Source organism: Caldisphaera lagunensis DSM 15908 (assembly GCF_000317795.1).
GTDB lineage: Archaea > Thermoproteota > Thermoprotei_A > Sulfolobales > Acidilobaceae > Caldisphaera > Caldisphaera lagunensis.
On record NC_019791.1, the window covers coordinates 1,372,073 to 1,388,465 of the forward strand.

Annotated in this window: 16 protein-coding genes, 1 tRNA gene and 1 other RNA gene; 10 read left to right on the top strand and 8 right to left on the bottom strand. The window is 30.7% G+C overall.

Annotated features, from left to right (window positions below; translation table 11 throughout):
• Positions 1-8 precede the first annotated feature (8 nt).
• Both CALAG_RS06805 and CALAG_RS06810 read left to right on the top strand, forming a co-directional pair.
• The gene (locus tag CALAG_RS06805; protein WP_015232998.1) at positions 9-1,166 is read left to right on the top strand and encodes a DNA topoisomerase IV subunit A; all 1,158 of its coding nucleotides are present in this window, start codon (positions 9-11) and stop codon (positions 1,164-1,166) included.
• Positions 1,167-1,260: 94 nt separating this feature from the next.
• Positions 1,261-2,022: a DNA polymerase sliding clamp gene (locus CALAG_RS06810; protein WP_015232999.1), complete on the top strand. Its 762-nt coding sequence runs from the start codon at positions 1,261-1,263 to the stop codon at positions 2,020-2,022.
• Positions 2,023-2,101: 79 nt separating this feature from the next.
• Here the strand turns inward: CALAG_RS06810 and CALAG_RS06815 are convergent.
• Positions 2,102-2,175 (bottom strand) — tRNA-Val (locus CALAG_RS06815).
• Positions 2,176-2,445: 270 nt separating this feature from the next.
• Between CALAG_RS06815 and asnS the strand changes: the two genes are divergently transcribed.
• Together asnS and CALAG_RS06825 are read left to right on the top strand one after the other, a co-directional pair.
• Positions 2,446-3,756 carry an asparagine--tRNA ligase gene (gene asnS, locus CALAG_RS06820; protein ID WP_015233000.1) on the top strand — a complete coding sequence of 437 codons (1,311 nt, stop codon included), beginning with the start codon at positions 2,446-2,448 and terminating at the stop codon, positions 3,754-3,756.
• Positions 3,757-3,797: 41 nt separating this feature from the next.
• Positions 3,798-4,517, top strand: a complete 720-nt coding sequence (locus tag CALAG_RS06825; RefSeq protein ID WP_015233001.1) for a diphthine--ammonia ligase — start codon at positions 3,798-3,800, stop codon at positions 4,515-4,517.
• On the opposite strand, the gene CALAG_RS06830 is transcribed toward CALAG_RS06825, so the two are convergent.
• On the bottom strand, positions 4,518-5,249 hold the full coding sequence (locus CALAG_RS06830; RefSeq protein ID WP_015233002.1) for a TatD family hydrolase: 732 nt from the start codon (positions 5,247-5,249) through the stop codon (positions 4,518-4,520).
• Positions 5,250-5,343: 94 nt separating this feature from the next.
• Positions 5,344-5,817 carry a Holliday junction resolvase-like protein gene (locus CALAG_RS06835; RefSeq protein ID WP_015233003.1) on the bottom strand — a complete coding sequence of 158 codons (474 nt, stop codon included), beginning with the start codon at positions 5,815-5,817 and terminating at the stop codon, positions 5,344-5,346.
• A gap of 74 nt (positions 5,818-5,891) precedes the next feature.
• On the opposite strand from CALAG_RS06835, the gene CALAG_RS06840 reads away from it, so the two are divergent.
• From CALAG_RS06840 to CALAG_RS06860, 5 genes are all read left to right on the top strand, one after another.
• Complete coding sequence (locus tag CALAG_RS06840; RefSeq protein WP_015233004.1) at positions 5,892-7,493, top strand: CTP synthase; 1,602 nt, start codon at positions 5,892-5,894, stop codon at positions 7,491-7,493.
• A gap of 69 nt (positions 7,494-7,562) precedes the next feature.
• Complete coding sequence (dcd, locus tag CALAG_RS06845; RefSeq protein WP_015233005.1) at positions 7,563-8,093, top strand: dCTP deaminase; 531 nt, start codon at positions 7,563-7,565, stop codon at positions 8,091-8,093.
• A gap of 250 nt (positions 8,094-8,343) precedes the next feature.
• Entirely contained in the window at positions 8,344-9,651 is a 1,308-nt protein-coding gene (locus tag CALAG_RS06850; protein ID WP_245529236.1) for a tRNA (N(6)-L-threonylcarbamoyladenosine(37)-C(2))-methylthiotransferase, read from the top strand.
• 229 nt (positions 9,652-9,880) lie between these two features.
• Entirely contained in the window at positions 9,881-10,732 is an 852-nt protein-coding gene (locus CALAG_RS06855; RefSeq protein ID WP_015233007.1) for an NAD(+)/NADH kinase, read from the top strand.
• Positions 10,695-11,126, top strand: a complete 432-nt coding sequence (locus tag CALAG_RS06860; protein WP_015233008.1) for an NOB1 family endonuclease — start codon at positions 10,695-10,697, stop codon at positions 11,124-11,126. The genes CALAG_RS06855 and CALAG_RS06860 overlap by 38 nt, the downstream gene beginning before the upstream one ends.
• Before the next feature lie 45 nt (positions 11,127-11,171).
• Here CALAG_RS06860 and rnpB read toward each other — a convergent pair.
• Positions 11,172-11,482, bottom strand: an RNA gene (gene rnpB, locus CALAG_RS07745) — RNase P RNA component.
• A 216-nt stretch (positions 11,483-11,698) separates the two neighbouring features.
• On the opposite strand from rnpB, the gene CALAG_RS06865 reads away from it, so the two are divergent.
• A complete protein-coding gene (locus tag CALAG_RS06865) occupies positions 11,699-12,703 on the top strand; it encodes a class I SAM-dependent methyltransferase (RefSeq protein WP_048816827.1) in 1,005 nt (334 codons plus the stop codon).
• 8 nt (positions 12,704-12,711) lie between these two features.
• On the opposite strand, the gene CALAG_RS06870 is transcribed toward CALAG_RS06865, so the two are convergent.
• From CALAG_RS06870 to CALAG_RS06885, 4 genes are all read right to left on the bottom strand, one after another.
• Positions 12,712-13,413 carry a DUF1614 domain-containing protein gene (locus CALAG_RS06870; RefSeq protein ID WP_015233010.1) on the bottom strand — a complete coding sequence of 234 codons (702 nt, stop codon included), beginning with the start codon at positions 13,411-13,413 and terminating at the stop codon, positions 12,712-12,714.
• Between the two features lie 130 nt (positions 13,414-13,543).
• Positions 13,544-14,422, bottom strand: a complete 879-nt coding sequence (locus CALAG_RS06875) for a flippase-like domain-containing protein (protein WP_015233011.1) — start codon at positions 14,420-14,422, stop codon at positions 13,544-13,546.
• Positions 14,423-14,483: 61 nt separating this feature from the next.
• The gene (locus tag CALAG_RS06880; RefSeq protein WP_015233012.1) at positions 14,484-16,040 is read right to left on the bottom strand and encodes a B12-binding domain-containing radical SAM protein; all 1,557 of its coding nucleotides are present in this window, start codon (positions 16,038-16,040) and stop codon (positions 14,484-14,486) included.
• A gap of 4 nt (positions 16,041-16,044) precedes the next feature.
• Positions 16,045-16,305 (bottom strand): hypothetical protein, encoded by a 261-nt coding sequence (locus tag CALAG_RS06885; protein ID WP_015233013.1) that lies wholly within the window; start codon positions 16,303-16,305, stop codon positions 16,045-16,047.
• Between the last annotated feature and the right edge of the window lie 88 nt (positions 16,306-16,393).

A 16,393-nucleotide genomic window follows, 5' to 3' on the forward strand; every position in this document is an offset into this window, starting at 1 on the left:
GATAAGATATGTCCCATATAGATAAAATAGATATTGCCGCAAGAAAAAAGGTAGCAGAAATATTTCATAAAAAATTTTCTGAATTACATGAAGAGATAAGCAAAGAAAACCCCCCTAAATTAGAGATACCTATGAGAACATTAGCTAACACCGTATTTGACCCAAACAAAGGTATATTAAAACTGGGCATAAGGAAAATAGAAAGGAATTTCTTAAATATGAATGAGTCTAAAAAATTCATGCAAACATTACTTATGGCATCAATTATATATCAAGCATTAGTCGAAAATGAATACCCAACAATAAGAGATTTGTATTATAGAGGTAAGCATACAATATTATACAAGGATTTAAATGGAAAGTTAAAGGAAGAAAATACATGGGAAGAGCAATCAGAAAGTGATGCTTCAATAAGAGACGTTGAGGTTATGCTAGGATTACTTAGAGAGGACATGTTAATTTTAAGCAAAGAAAAAGGTAAAGTAGTTGGAAACATGAGAATTAGGAGCGGTAATGATGTTATAGATTTGTCTAAATTAGGTCATGGAGCTTATGCAATAGAATCTACCCCTGATTTAATAGAATTTCTTGATTATGATGCAGAAATGGTTTTGGTCGTGGAGAAAGATGCAGTATTTCAGCAATTACATAGAGCAGGTTTTTGGCAAAAATATAAGGCGCTATTAGTTACAGGTGCAGGTCAACCTGATAGAGCAACTAGAAGATTTGTTAGGAGACTTCATGATGAGTTAAAGTTACCTGTTTATATATTAACCGATTCAGATCCATATGGATGGTACATATATAGCGTTTTTAAAGTAGGAAGTATACAGCTAAGTTATGAGAGTGAAAGATTAGCAACTCCTAAGGCTAAATTTTTGGGAGTATCAATGAGTGATATATTTGGTTATGGCACTAAGAAGGCCTATTTAAGCGAAGAAGAGAGAAGAAACTTTATAATAAAAGCAAAAGATGTTGACATAAAAAGAGCAAAGGAATTAATGAGATATTCATGGTTCCATTCTAAGCTATGGAAAAGAGAAATTGATATGTTTATGGATAAGAAGGCAAAGCTTGAAATAGAAGCTATGGCAAGCAAAGGATTAAAATTCCTAGCGTTCCAATACATTCCAGAAAAGATACAAACTAATGATTGGATTGAGTGAATTTTAATTTTTTTAATTAAGATATGAAAAGTAAGGATAAAAGAATAAGAATCCTTATATTTGGTATAAACTATTATTATACTGGGGAATTAAGTTGGCATCACTTAAAGCAGTATATCCATCAGGTAGCAAATTTAAAAAAATTGTCCAAGCATTAGCAAGAGTAAATGATGAAGGCACATTTCATTTTAGTACTGATGGATTAAGTTCATGGGTTTTCAGTCCAGATAAAACGATTTTGGGAATATTTAAGGTATCATCAACTGGGTTTGAAGAACTTTCTGTTGACTCCGATATTAGTTTAACAGTGAATATAGGAGAATTAAGCAAGGTTCTTAGGAGATCTACACGAAATGATAAAATAATTTTAGAATATACAACTGGAAACAGTTATATGAAAGTATCTTTGATTGATGAAAAAACAGGTGTTGAAAGATCATTTGAAATTTCTAGTGGAGAATCAGAAGGAAATGAAATTAAAGAAATTAAAATGAATCCAACAGTTCGTTTTATACTTTCTGCAGGAGATATAGACACATTGATAAAAGATGCAAAACTGGTTGGGGATATAATTAAAATTACAGGTAAAGAGGACCAAATTATAGCGGAAGCTAGTGGAGAAGAGAAGTTTTATCAGTGGATTATGAAGAAGGATTCGCCTCTACAGGAGTTAAATATAGATGAAGAATCTAGCTCATCATATAGCTTAAGTTCTCTCAAATCAACCCTAGAGCCTATAACTACAATAGCTGAAAGTGTGAGTTTGGAATTTACAAGCGATTACCCACTAAAGATAGAGTTTAGCGTTTCTGGGCCAGAAGAATTTATTATATATGTAGCTCCAGTAAGTTCATGATATTATTATAATTCTTAACAAGGTTTTTATTTTCCTTATATAAATATGGAAAAGATCTTTCTGATTATAGATAAAATAGTGGGCCCGGCCGGGCTCGAACCGGCGACCTCCGCCGTGTAAGGGCGGCGTCCTAACCACCTAGACTACGGGCCCATTCGATCTCGGCGATCACGCCCGGCTCAGGGTCCTTTACAATTCCATTTTATGAGTTCAAGTTTATAAAGATTTTTACAATTCCATTTTAGAAATTAATCAATCTTCTGCAATTACGGAAAACAGTTTTCTCTTTAGGTCCGAGGAAGTTAGATTATAAACATTATTAGAGGTTTATCATTTTATTTTATTTCCCTTAATATTTCCTTTTTGTTAAAGATAACCACAAAATATAAACCTAAAATTTATATTAAAAATAGGGACAGAAACATGAGTGAGCAAAATAGTGAATTTAAAAGTACAAAGGAAATAATGAAATTAAATGAAGGAGAAAAGGCTAAAGTTAGAGGATGGGTTTATAGAAAAAGGGATCTTGCAGATAACATATTTATTGTAATTAGGGATTCAGATGGTATATTGCAAACAGTTTTGCCAAGGAAAAATTCTTCAGAAAAAATTGTGTCTCTTGCGGAAAAGGTAAATATAGAATCTTCGATTATAGTAGAAGGTATTATTAAGGATGATGAAAGGGCTCCAGGTGGAAAAGAACTTCAAATAGAAAACTTATCGGTAATAGGCTTTTCAGACGATTTTCCAATAAAAGGAGGAGAAAGCATTGATTATCTTTTAGATATAAGACATTTATGGCTTAGATCAAGAAAATTAACAGCTATTATGAAAATAAGGCAATCAATTCTTGAAGGGATGAGAGAATATTTTAAGAGAAACAATTGGTGGGAAGTAAATCCTCCGATTTTAACACAAAGCGCTGTAGAAGGTGGAGCAACTTTATTTGAGGTCAACTTTTTTGGTAAAAAAGCATATCTAAGTCAAAGTGCTCAATTTTATCTAGAAGTTATGATATTTAGTCTAGAAAGGGTTTGGGCAATAACGCCAAGTTTTAGGGCTGAAAAAAGTAGGACAAGAAGGCATCTTTATGAATACTATCATTTAGAAGGAGAAGCTGCCTGGATGGATATGAAAGATATGATGAAGCATGTGGAAGGATTGGTTAAAAGTGCAATTAAAAAAGTTTTAGATGAAAGACTAGAAGAATTAGAAATTGTTAAGAGAAATGTAGGCATATTAGAAAATTCATTAAAAACAAGTTTTCCTGAGATTACTTATGATGAGGCAATTGAGAAGCTTAAAAGGAAAGGTATTAATTTGAAATGGGGCGATGATATAGGAGCCGATGAAGAAAAGGTGTTAACTGAGTATTACGATACACCATTTTTCTTAACTATGTTTCCTAAGCATTTAAAGAGCTTTTATATGAAAATTGATGATTCTAGGCCTGAACTTGTTTATGGATTTGATTTGGAAGCACCTGAAGGTTATGGAGAAGTTGTTGGAGGAAGTCAAAGAGAAGATAGCTATGAAAAACTTTACAAAAGGATTATAGAAGAAGGTCTTAATCCTAATGATTATCAATGGTATTTGGACTTGAGAAAATATGGTTCAGTTCCTCACAGTGGTTATGGTTTAGGTGTAGACAGATTAGTTACTTGGATAGCAGGTTTAGATCATATAAGAGATTCAATACCATTCCCGAGGTTTAGAGAAAGAATTTATCCATAACATAATAAGAACTCTTTTTTGGGTTTAAAGAGGTCAAATCTATGCCAAAAAAGGCTTGTTCCCTATTATCTGGAGGTAAAGACAGTACATATGCTTTGCATAAAGCAGTAGACTTTGGATATGAAATATCATGTATCGCAAGTATTAAACCAAAAAGAAATGACAGCTATATGTTTCATTTTCCTTTTGTTGAATTGACAAATTTACAAACGGAATCTATGGGTTTAAAAGAAATCCATTATTTGCTAAACATTAGTGGGGAGAAAGAAAAAGAAGTTGAAGAATTGTATAATGAATTATATAAAATAAAGAAAATAAATGATTTTGATACATTAGTTATAGGTGGTATTGCAAGTCAGTATCAGTTAAAGAGGTTTGAGTATCTAGCAAGAAAGCTTAACGTTAATTTGTTTGACCCCCAATGGGGTAAAGATCCAATTAAATATATGTATGAACTTATAGATTACAATATTTCTTTTATTATTACTCAAATAACTACTTATGGAATACCAATTGATTTTTTAGGTATAAAGGTAGATAAAAATGTTTTAAAAAAATTAGTTGATCTCTCAAAATTATACGGTTTTCATATAGCATTTGAAGGAGGAGAGGCAGAAACTTTTGTTATAAATGCCCCTCTTTTTAAGAAGGGCATATGTTTGGAAGCATATAGAAAAAAAATAAGTGAGTTTGAATACTCATTAGTTCCTAAAAAGGCCTTCTTATGTGACAATGCAGAAATTATTTTAAATAATTATTAATTATTTTTTCAAAAGATTTATTGAATTTCTATTAAATATTTCGTTCAATTCCTTCTTATTTACATTAATTAATTTTGAAATAAAATCTATAAATTCAAATATCATTAAAGGTGTAAGTCTTACACCGTGATAATTATATGGTCCATCGCTTTCGACTACTGCATTAGCTAAAGGTGTTTCTTTTATAATGTTTTGATGCTTTTTTTGAATCATTAATGCAACATTTAATGATATTATATATCCTTTATTCGTTATTTCATTAATTAAACTAGTTGGTCCTGTATACCAATGAAACATTGCCTTTTCAATTCCTTCTTTTTCTAATACGACAAAAACTTCATTCCATGCACTTGGTGAATGTATATTAAGAAATGAATTTAATTCTTTTGCCAATTTTACATATGAAATGAATATTTCTTCTTGTAATTTATATGTAGACTCATCAAGAAATCTCTTATCTATGCCAACCTCTCCAATGCAATTTAACCCTTCTTTTTCAATTATATTTAGTATTTCTTTATGATCATCTAAATTCCCATTTTTAATCATCCATGGATGAAATCCTCCGCATGGAATTATTTTTCCTGTAAAACTTTTACTTAATTCTAATATCCTTTTTAAACTTTTAACGTCCTCTGACACAGCTACTATTTTGATATCATTTTTTATTATTTCTTCTATTTCTTTATCATCGAATTCATTTAGGTGACAATGCATATCATATATTTCCATTAATGCCCCCTTTATCTATCAATTATTTATTCTTATATATTTGGATATATGAAATTTTATCTAAATGTATTTTATATGAATATATTTTCAATTCTTAGCTATTATTTTTATCATCTATATAAATTGTTTCAAAATAAACAGCCTTTTTTTCAACAGCTTTTTTTATAGATTCTTCCCTATTCGTTAAATTTGATTTTCCACTTTTAATTTCAACGAAATAAATTGCTTTAACATCATTATTTTCTATTCCATCAAAAACAATATAATCTATAGGCGATCCTATAAATCTAGCTTCTTTTGGATTATGCTTAAAATTAGGTAAATAAGGAGCAAATTGTTCATATACTTTGCCTGTTATAACAGCTTTACTTTGTTGTACAGCTTCTTTTCTAGCTTTTTCTATAGACTCCATAGCAATAACTTTTGCCTTTTCATTTGCTAAGTTTTCAATATTACTTTTTATGCTATCTATCTTTACAGATTTTCTCCAATTAGATATGTATAAATAAAGTATTACTATTAACTCAATAAGTATTATTGAAATTAATGCATATATTAATATGCTCAACTCAGTCTCCCACAATTTAATGCGCTTATAATATTTAAAAGGTTAGCCGTATAGTATAATAAAAGGCATTAATGATGAATGAAAAATACATCTTCGTTACAGGAGGAGTGATGTCAGGAATAGGGAAAGGCATCGTATCTGCTAGCACCGGTTTATTGCTAAAATCAAGAGGGTATAATGTAGGTATAATCAAAATTGATCCATATCTAAACGTTGATGCAGGAACGATGAATCCATATGCTCATGGAGAGGTTTATGTAACAGAAGATGGAGGAGAAACAGATTTAGATTTAGGTCATTATGAAAGATTTTTAGGAATAAATTTAAGTAAAAAGCATAATATAACTACTGGTCAAATTTACTTTAATGTTATTACCAAAGAAAGAAAAGGAGAATATTTAGGTAAAACAGTTCAAATTATACCTCATGTTACAGACGAAATAAAGAACAGAATAATAACGTTAGCCAAAGAAACAGGAGTAGATGTAATGATAATAGAAATAGGAGGGACTGTTGGAGATATTGAAGGGCTTCCATTTTTAGAAGCTGCTAGACAAATGTGGATAGATTTAGGATCTGATAATGTGTTGTTTATGCATGTTGCAATGTCTCCTATATTATCAGCAACTGGAGAACAAAAGACCAAACCTGTTCAACATAGTGTGCAAGAACTAAGAAGAATAGGCATACAGCCAACAGCTGTTATTGTAAGGAGTTCTAGACCCTTGGAAGATGAATCAAGATATAAGATAGCATTATTTTCTAATTTGCCAAGAGAAGCTGTTTTTAGTGATCATGATACAATAACACCATATGAAGTACCTTTGATACTAGAAAATCAAGGTTATGGAAAATTCTTAACTAAAAAGCTAAATATTAATGATAGAGAACCCGATTTAGCTTCTTGGGAAAATTTTGTTGAAAAAATTAAATCTATTAATAAAGAAGTTCCTATAGCTATGATAGGAAAATATACAAAACTAAAAGACAGCTATATTAGTATTACAGAAGCATTAAAAAGTGCAGGTGTTTCTCTTAACGTTATTCCTAAGCTTGTTTGGGTTGAGGCAACAGATATTGAAAATGGACATATAAAAGTTGAAGAAGTGCTACAAAATGTTAAGGGTGCTGTAGTATTACCGGGCTTTGGGGCTCGTGGGACTGAAGGAAAAATTAAGGCCATAAAATATCTAAGAGAAAATAATATACCAACTCTCGGCGTATGTTTTGGTATGCAATTATCAGTAGTTGAATATGCCAGAGATGTTTTGGGCTTGAAAGATGCTAATTCGACAGAAATTAATCCGAATACCCCATATCCAGTTATTGACTTGTTACCTGAACAGAGGATTATTGATAATATGGGGGGCACCATGAGGCTTGGAGTATCTAAAATAAATGTTGTTAAAAATACTACAGTATATGATCTTTATGGAAGGGAAATAGTTTATGAAAGACATAGACATAGATATGAAGTTAATTTACAATATTTAGATAAACTAATTGATGCTGGAATAAAGGTAAGCGGTTGGAGTGATAAAGGCTTAGTAGAGTTCATAGAGTTATCAAAGAGAGATCACAAATTCTTTGTAGGGACACAGCCACATCCAGAGTTTACAAGTAGACCATTGAATCCTAATCCATTATATGTGGGATTAGTCAAAGCCTCTTCATAATTATTATGAGATAGATATAAGCTGGATTAGTTTTAAACTATAATTAGTTATTTTGTATTGGTGTAAACAATGATATTAAGTGATAGAGACATAAAAATTCTTTTAAAATCTGGTGAGCTTATAATTAATCCTTTGAGTGATGATACTGTAAGGGAAAACGGGCTTGACTTAAAACTTGGTAATGAGTATTGCGCATTTAAAAAAACAGATACCGTTTTAGATCCAAATAATCCCAAGGATCCCAAGGAGTTTTATGAATGCAATTCATCAAATAGTTTTATAATAGAACCTCATAGACATTACTTACTTCATACATTAGAATACGTTAAATTGCCATCATATTTAGCAGGATTAGTCAATTTAAGGAGTACATGGGCTAGAACGGGTATCTATATACCTAGCACTGTAACTGATGCAGGTTTTGAAGGCCAGTTAACAATAGAAGTTATAGGAAGCGAATTTCCAGTTAAGCTATATTCTGGTGATAGATTTCTCCATTTAATTCTTGTTAAAATGGAAACTCCTTCCGAAAAACCCTATGATGGTAGTTATAAAGGCCAGACTGGGGTTAAATTACCTAAGTTCTTTAATAAAAAATGATATAAAATTATTTAACGAATTATTAAGGCTTATATTTATTTTGCATTTGTAAGATTTTCTCATATATAGAGCAACGGATATAAATAACAATATAAACAAAAATTTTAAGAAGACTGTAGTTCAGCTAATAGCTGAACAAATCAATTTAGAGCATTAGCTTGGTAAATAATTGAAGTGATTGAAGGCGTAGTAACATGGAAAAATGGAGGATTGATTGAAGGCTAGTAAGTTATATATAGAGGGTGAAATATTGAAAAAATATTACATAGAGACCTTTGGCTGCGCTTTATCAGAATTTGACAGTTCTACTATGGATTCCATATTATCCCAAAATGGCTATGTAAAAACAGAATATCCAAACGATGCTGATATCATTATAGTTAATACATGTGCAGTTAGATTAGATACTGAAGCTAAGATAATGAAAAGATTAAACGAAATAAAGAATTATTATGGAAATGCAAGATTAATAGTATCTGGATGCTTAGCTAAAGCAAGACCATCTTTTATTAGCAGAGTTGTACCAAATGCAAGTTTAGTATCACCTCAAAATTCTACGAAAATATTGGATGTTGTAAAATCTGAAAATAAAGTCGTACTAATAGAAGGAAATAGAGATACAGATTTCATGCCGACCCCACCAATTGAAGATAGTGTTGCGACAATAATGATAGAAGAAGGATGTGTTGATAATTGTAGCTTTTGTATAACAAAATTAGCAAGGCAGACTTTGAAGTCTTATAAGCCAAGAGTAATATTGGATACAATTAAAAAGCTTGTTGAGAAAGGAGTAAAGGAGATTAGGCTAACTGGCCAAGATATAGCTGCCTATGGACTTGACTTTAACCCAAAGTTTAGATTAGATGAATTAATTAATATTATATTAGATAAAATAAAGGGTGAATATAGAATAAGAATTGGTATGATGACACCAGATAAGTCTATTGAAATTATTGATAACTTATTAGAATTATATAAAGATGAAAGAATCTTTAAGTTTTTCCATATTCCCGTTCAATCAGGAGATAATAATATGCTTAAAATTATGAATAGAAACTATTCAATAGAGGAATATAAATATTTGCATAATAAAATAAAGTCAAAATATCCTAATTCCTTGTTTGCAACGGATATAATAGTAGGTCATCCAGGGGAGAATGAGGAAGCTTTTCAGAACACAGTAAAACTGGTTAAAGAATTAAGGTTTGAAAGAGTATATTTAGCACAATATAGCATTAGGCCTAGAACGAAGGCAGCATCTATGGAACAAGTTCCAGAAGTAATAAAAAAGAAGAGGAGTCTTATGTTAAATAAAGTAATAAAAGAGATAGAAGAAGAAATCTATAAAAATTATATTGGAAAAACATATGAGGTATTAATAACAACTCATGGTTTCAGAGAAAATTATGTTGTAGGTAGGCTTAACAATTATTTTCCAGTAGCTATTAAAGGAGGAGATGAATTGATTGGAAAGATGGCTTTAGTAAGAATAAATAAAGCAACATACTTTGATCTAAGGGGGGAAGTTATTGAAGAATTAAAAGTAAAGTACATGTAATACAATGAGTTGTTTTAATGGCAAATTTAAAATTTTATTCATTTTATAGTCTTATTAACATTATGTGAAGAATTGCTATTATTTACCATAAACTGTGGGCAGAAAGCCTCGCCCTTTAGGGCGGGGAGGAAGTCAGAACAAATGATACCTTTACTCTTTAGCTAAGGAAGTTTTTGTAATAGAGATTTTAAAGATTGGCAATTACTGTATTATGTGATGGTGCTCCAAATTGCAACAAGAAAAGTATGGCATTGTAGTTAAGCCTAATAGTAATAATGCTATAGACATAGCTTTAAGGGTTATAAATATTCTTAAAAAAAATAAAAAAGAAGTATTAGTTGAAAAAGAAAGTAAAGAAAATTATAATAATATTATAAAAGATGTTGGAGAATTTAATATTGATAATAATCCTCCTGAAAAAATTATAGTTATAGGAGGAGATGGAACTTTACTTAGAACAGTAATGAGGGAAAAAACAGGTAACTCAATAATTATGGCCATTAGAGCAGGCAAAAGGGGTTTTTTACTTGATGTTGAAGAATATGAAATTGAAAATAGGGTGTATGATTTTATTAATAATAAATATACATTAATAGAGTATCCAAGATTACAATCAATTTTTAATGGAGAGCGCAAAAGCTGTGCTATGAACGATATAGTAATTTTTACTGCAGATGGTTCTTTAGTTAAACTAGAGATATTTTATAATAAAGATAGGGTTTATGGTGTTGATGGAGATGGTATAGTGATATCAACTACTGTTGGTTCAACAGCTTATAGTTTAAGTGCAGGGGGACCAATAGTAGATCCAAGGTTAAATTTAATTATATTAACACCTCTTAATCCAGTCCAATTACATATAAGGCCGGTAGTATTTCCTATTAATGGAATTTTAGATATTAATGTAAAAGAGGATAGCGGAGAATATTATTTAAACATTGATGGTCAAGAGAAAGTTTATAGTAAATCGAGATCATCTCTTAGAATTGAATTATGTGATAAGCCAGTAAAGATTGCAAGGTTTAGATGGTGGGAAAATTATTATGAAAGGCTTTTCTCAAGATTATTATCCTATTGGTGAAAAGTGTCTAGTCTTAGATGCAGGAGCTATTTTTTCAGGGTTTATATTAAGCAGTTTAGATAGATGTATTACAACACCTTCTGTTATAAATGAAGTAAAGGATGAACAATCAAAGAATAGCGTTAATATGGTTTCAAGTGCAAATAAACTTATCATCATCGAACCAGAAAAGACATTTATTAATAAAGTAAAAGATGAGGCAACAAAGAATAATGTATATAAAAAATTGAGCAATACAGATATAGATGTATTAGCATTATCTATACAATTAAAAGAATTTTGTAAAGAAGTCTACCTAGTTACGGATGATTACTCTATACAAAAATTGGCTTTAAAACTAGGGATCAAAATAGTAAAAATCAAATATAAAGGAATAAAAGAGTTAAGGAAATAGTAATCTTTTTAGTTTCGATAAATTTTTATTTATTAGCAATGATGCAGGCCAGGATAATAACCCGCCTTCTGTATTGCGGCATTCGACTCTGCGGAAATTAGAGAGCTCGCGTGGCTCCTCATCGCCCTCACCCTTGCTCCGCTAGGGTCGGCCGTTTCAACGCATCCTCCATTGTCTTCAACAGATTACTATCTATCCATTGCTGGATAGATCTTTCTGTATCATAATCATACAATGGAGGCCGTGTCGTTTCTGTGCCGTTGCCTGAGGTATCACCTCAGCCTGAGGCCTAGCTGCCACTGGGAGGGCGGTGTTTCCTCAGGCCTATTAAGGCCCGTGAGCCGCTATCCTGGCCTGCATAAATGTAATGGATTTATTAAGCCTTAAAAGGTTGCCCTATGGAATTTTAAGATTTTAATATTTAAAAAATTTAAAAATCTTATAATGAGAGTAAATACATGCTAAAAGCAAAGATTAACTAAATAGAAACAAAAATAATGAAAATTACGTATTGTTTTAATTTTTGTTTTAGCTATAAAAATTGGGTTTCAAAAGAAAGGGGTTATAATAGCTTGAACAGCCCTTGTATAAAAATTAGCAAACAATATGGAGAGGACGTTATTAAAATATTGAAAGAAGCAAAAATCCTGAACAACGAGCTAAAGCCTAAAATTCAGGATAATAAATTGTTAATACCTGTTATTGATGTAGAGAAGTCATTAGCCATTATTAAAGGAGTAGCAGACATAGATTTTTGCAATGATACATTTGAAGAATATAAGTTCAAAACAAAAAAATTAAACAGAATAATAAAAGGTATATCTAGCTATACCATTATTGGTGATATTGCAATAATAAATTATAAAAAAGATATAGAATTACTAGAAAGGGCTGCTAAGGAAATAGTTAAAATAAATCCTAAAATAAAAAGTGTATATGCTAAAATTGATACAGAAGGTGAATATAGAGTTCCTAAATTAATATTACTTTATGGAGAAAAGAGAACTATAACGAGACATAAGGAAAATGGTCTCATATTTTATGTTGATATAGAAAAAACATACTTTAATCCGAAATTGGGTGGAGAACATAATAGAATTGCAAGCTTAGTAAAAGAAAACGAGACAGTATTAGACATGTTTAGTGGAGTAGGGGGCTTTACATTAAACATAATTAAAAGGAATAAGGTAAACGTTTTGGGAGTTGATTTAAATCCCTACGCGATTTCTCTTGCATCTTTAAACTATATGATTAATAAAAAAATTTTTAAAGGTGATGCAGTTTTTATGAGGGCGAATGCGTTATTTTTGCAAGATATTATTAAAAATAAATTTGATAGAATTATAATGAATCATCCTACAGGTTCTATTAATTTTTTAAATGTGGCATGCAATTTAGCAAACGAAAAGGCTAATATTCACCTTTATACTATTTTAGAAAATAAAAATTTAAAATTAAATGATATAAAGGACAAATTAAAGGAAAGTTGTGATAAAAAATATGAAATAAATCAACCAAGAAGGGTTCTAGAATATAGTCCCAAGTATTCTATTTTTGAAATTAATATAAATTTCTAATCATTTAATTAAAATGCTATAATAAATGCTATTAGACCTGTTATGAATACCCCATCGAAAATTCCAGCACCACCAATGCTAACTAAAGGTGCAAATATTTTTTCTGGCTCTTTAGCTAAATGCAATATATCTGCACCTAATAAGCTTCCAATAGAACCACTTATATATGCTGCTGATGCTGCAGCAGGACTAATGCCTGCTATTAAGATTGCAGGTATTGCTGATATTATAGGTGGTATGAAGGCTGGAACTGCTATTCCTACTCCTCTAATTGGTTTTGCTAGAAAGTATGTTACAGCTGTGTTAATAATAAGAGATACTATGGTGGCAGTATAAAATATATGAGAATAAGGGGAATATGCCATTAGTGCAAACAAGGTAATGGAGACTGCTAATGGAACAACGGCTCCACCTATATTAATAGCTATTGACATGGTAGCTTCTTTGAAAGTCATTTTAGGAACTGGTATTGGAATACCAAAGAAGTCTACATATTGAACTTCAACAATATTTTCTAAGATACCAGTTCTAATTCTTTTTACAATTAAGTTAACGAAGCTTAAAGCAGGACTTAATACTATCAATACTGCAGATAATATTCCTAATGGAAATGCATAACTCAAATACGATGATTGGGCAATATAAACAGGAAATCTGAATGCTATCAATGCTATAATTATACCAGCCAGTAAATAAAATGATACAAACATTGGATGTGTCGGCGGGGTTATTACTACTCTTTTTTCCTCTATTGAAATCTTTTTTCACCTCTGCTCATTTAAAGTTATTAAAGTTAAAAATATTATATAGATATGAAAGTTTTATTTTTAATATTATTTGTTAAATAAGAGACAAACCGGAAACAAGTCCAGAAAGTATATACGATAATCTCCACATTACTACTATGTTAATTGGCAATAATACAGCTAGACCATATTCTGCTCCTCCTTCACCAGCAGGCGTAGGGAATATTGCCATTGCATAATTGAACATTAAAGCAATAAATAATTTAAATATTGAAATATTTTTATTTAATAAAATCATTATTGAAAAGGTTTGGATAAGATAAGATATTATAGAAATGATTAAGGAGCCAAATAAAAGCTTTTTATTCTTTACAAAATTTAAAGATTCCTGGAAGGTATCAATTTCTTTAATTATTCTTTCTTTTAAATTTCTAATAGAAATTTTATCAAGAATCTTTATAGAGAAACTTTTAATATTAATATTAAAGACTAAGCTCCAAAATATAATTGTAAATAATGAAAATAGTGTAATTCCTAATGATTCTGGCAAATAAAACAAAGAAAATAAAAATGAAGCCAAGGATGGTATAATTCCATCAAAGAAGGCTTGAGATGATGAAATTCCAAATGCCTCACCAAGAGGAGTTTGGTTATATTTATTCAATAAACTAGCCATACTTGGTACACCACCAATATTTCCAGGTGTAATTGTACCATAGAAAAAACTGCTTAATTGAATTTTTATAGAATCAAATAACCTTAGTTTACAATTTTTTGCAAACCTGCATGTATAATAAAGCCTAAAGGATTTAATAACTTCAGAAAGCATTAGTAATAAAAATGTAAATAATAGTAATATGTTCCCTTCATATATTATCAATAAAATCTTTATTGGATTTTCTAAGATTATTGTAAATACAAGTAGCATTAATACTATGACTGATAATATTTTTAACACATCTCTTTTATTCAAACTTAATCCCATGTATGGATAAATAATTTTAAAATAAAAGGTTAAGGTTTAAGATAAAAAATCATATCTTAGCTTTAACGGGAATTTGTTGCACATCGTTTTTGAATTTGTTTTCTTCCCAACTTTTTTCTACCATTTCAGCAGCTAGCATAGCTCTTTTTCTTATGTAATCAACAATGTAATTTAGCAAAAATCTGACAGGACCGTATTTAAATCCTTTTATATAAAATCTGCTAACTATATCCTTTGCCCAATAAGTACTATGATCTAGGGTTGCTTTTAATAAATCTATATGCTCTCTTTTCAAGAAATTCTTTTTGAACCAGTCTTTTTCTTTTAGTACTCCCATAGGAACAAAGAACATTGGTACTATTAAACTCCTATATGGTCTCAGTCTTTCTATAAGCTCTGTTGTAGCCATGACATCATCTGGCTCTTCTTCAGGCAAACCAACAATTAATGTAACTGCAGGAATTATATTGTGATCCATAAGGATTGAAAATGCTGATTCAACTACATCTGGCCATTTATCAGCGCTATAGGGTGCAGATTTAGCTGGCATTATTTTCTTTGCAAGTTTAACGCTTCCTGTTTCTAAGCCAATTTCAACACCTAGAAAATCTTGATTACCGCTATACATAATATCAGTTAGCTTCGATATCAATTTATATGTATCTTCTGCATATTTAACTGCTGCTAGGCTTACGTGAGACCATGCTATTGGTAAATCAGATATTTCTCTAACCATTGTATGTAGTTTTAATAATTTTTCTGGTCTTGGTCTAATTCCATCCGCATAATATAATAAGTTATCTTCGCTATGCAATAATATTTGATCAACTCCCTCATTGAGATTTAGCTTTACTTCTTCTATAACTCTTTCAGGAGGTATCGATCTCCACGCTCTCAAAGTAACGCTACAGAATTTACATCCTCTAGGACAACCTCTCATTATTTCAACTAAGCCATTCACGCTTGCATGTTTAATTTTAGGTATTTCATTTAAAGATGGCACATCTGGAGGACCTATAAATACATAATCTGGAAGTTCCTCATTATTTAAAGCTTTTTTAACTAGTTCTACAGAAACTTTTTCTGCTTCTCCATCTACAACAGTATCAACTCCCCATTTTTTCCATTCATCGAGAGACCATAACCATTGCCAAGCTGCAGGTCCTCCTACAATTATTTTTACTCCCTTTTCTTTAGCTTTTCTCATTGCAGGACTTTCCATAAAATTTCTAAAAGATACTCTATTGATAGGTTCTTTTCCAGTTATGCTCCACCATTCGCTACTTGGTGGGCCATATGCGAAATAGTCATGATGCCCAATCATTATAACTTTGACTGTATCTAGGTGTTTATCTATATAATCTGGGTCAATAACCGAAGCATTTATTCCGGCATCTACTAAAGCAGCTTCTATTTTTCTTATACCATATGGTGCAACAGCAGGTCTACCTAACTTATCAACTTTAGGTTTTGGAGCTGCTATCCATTTCCAAATACTTTCTGGTAAGCCTATAGAAGGACCTGTTGTCATAAAACCTAAAAATTCATGTTTATGATGGTCACTCATCATGGTTCTATCCGTTGTCAAAATTACATCATATGTCATTATATCACCTCATACTGTTATCTTTATTTTCTCTTACTATTATGATAGTTTGAGATAGGAATTCTCCTAAAAAATTTCTTAGCTTTTCCATATAAGAATAATCAGGGGAATTGTATACATGGATTATAACCCTTTTTGCTTTAGCTCTAAATGCGTTAACTAGCTCTTTTTTAACATAATTTGGATCCGATGTAGAATCCCAATTAATATGGTAGAGTTCATTGATTTTATTTTGATCTATTTTACTTCCTTTATCTTCAGACAAGCATCTCTCCCCTATGCATAGATAAACATATTCGTAAGTTAAATAAATCTTACCCTATATTACTATATTTATAATTAATAATAGTATA

Excerpts from the sequence above, each read along its gene's own strand:
- CALAG_RS06805 (WP_015232998.1), top strand. The coding sequence starts at position 9 with ATGTCCCATATAGATAAAATAGATATTGCCGCAAGAAAAAAGGTAGCA.
- asnS (WP_015233000.1), top strand. The coding sequence starts at position 2,446 with ATGAGTGAGCAAAATAGTGAATTTAAAAGTACAAAGGAAATAATGAAA.
- CALAG_RS06825 (WP_015233001.1), top strand. The coding sequence starts at position 3,798 with ATGCCAAAAAAGGCTTGTTCCCTATTATCTGGAGGTAAAGACAGTACA.
- CALAG_RS06830 (WP_015233002.1), bottom strand. The coding sequence starts at position 5,249 with ATGGAAATATATGATATGCATTGTCACCTAAATGAATTCGATGATAAA.
- CALAG_RS06840 (WP_015233004.1), top strand. The coding sequence starts at position 5,892 with ATGAATGAAAAATACATCTTCGTTACAGGAGGAGTGATGTCAGGAATA.
- dcd (WP_015233005.1), top strand. The coding sequence starts at position 7,563 with ATGATATTAAGTGATAGAGACATAAAAATTCTTTTAAAATCTGGTGAG.
- CALAG_RS06860 (WP_015233008.1), top strand. The coding sequence starts at position 10,695 with ATGAAAGGCTTTTCTCAAGATTATTATCCTATTGGTGAAAAGTGTCTA.
- CALAG_RS06870 (WP_015233010.1), bottom strand. The coding sequence starts at position 13,413 with ATGTTTGTATCATTTTATTTACTGGCTGGTATAATTATAGCATTGATA.
- CALAG_RS06880 (WP_015233012.1), bottom strand. The coding sequence starts at position 16,040 with ATGACATATGATGTAATTTTGACAACGGATAGAACCATGATGAGTGAC.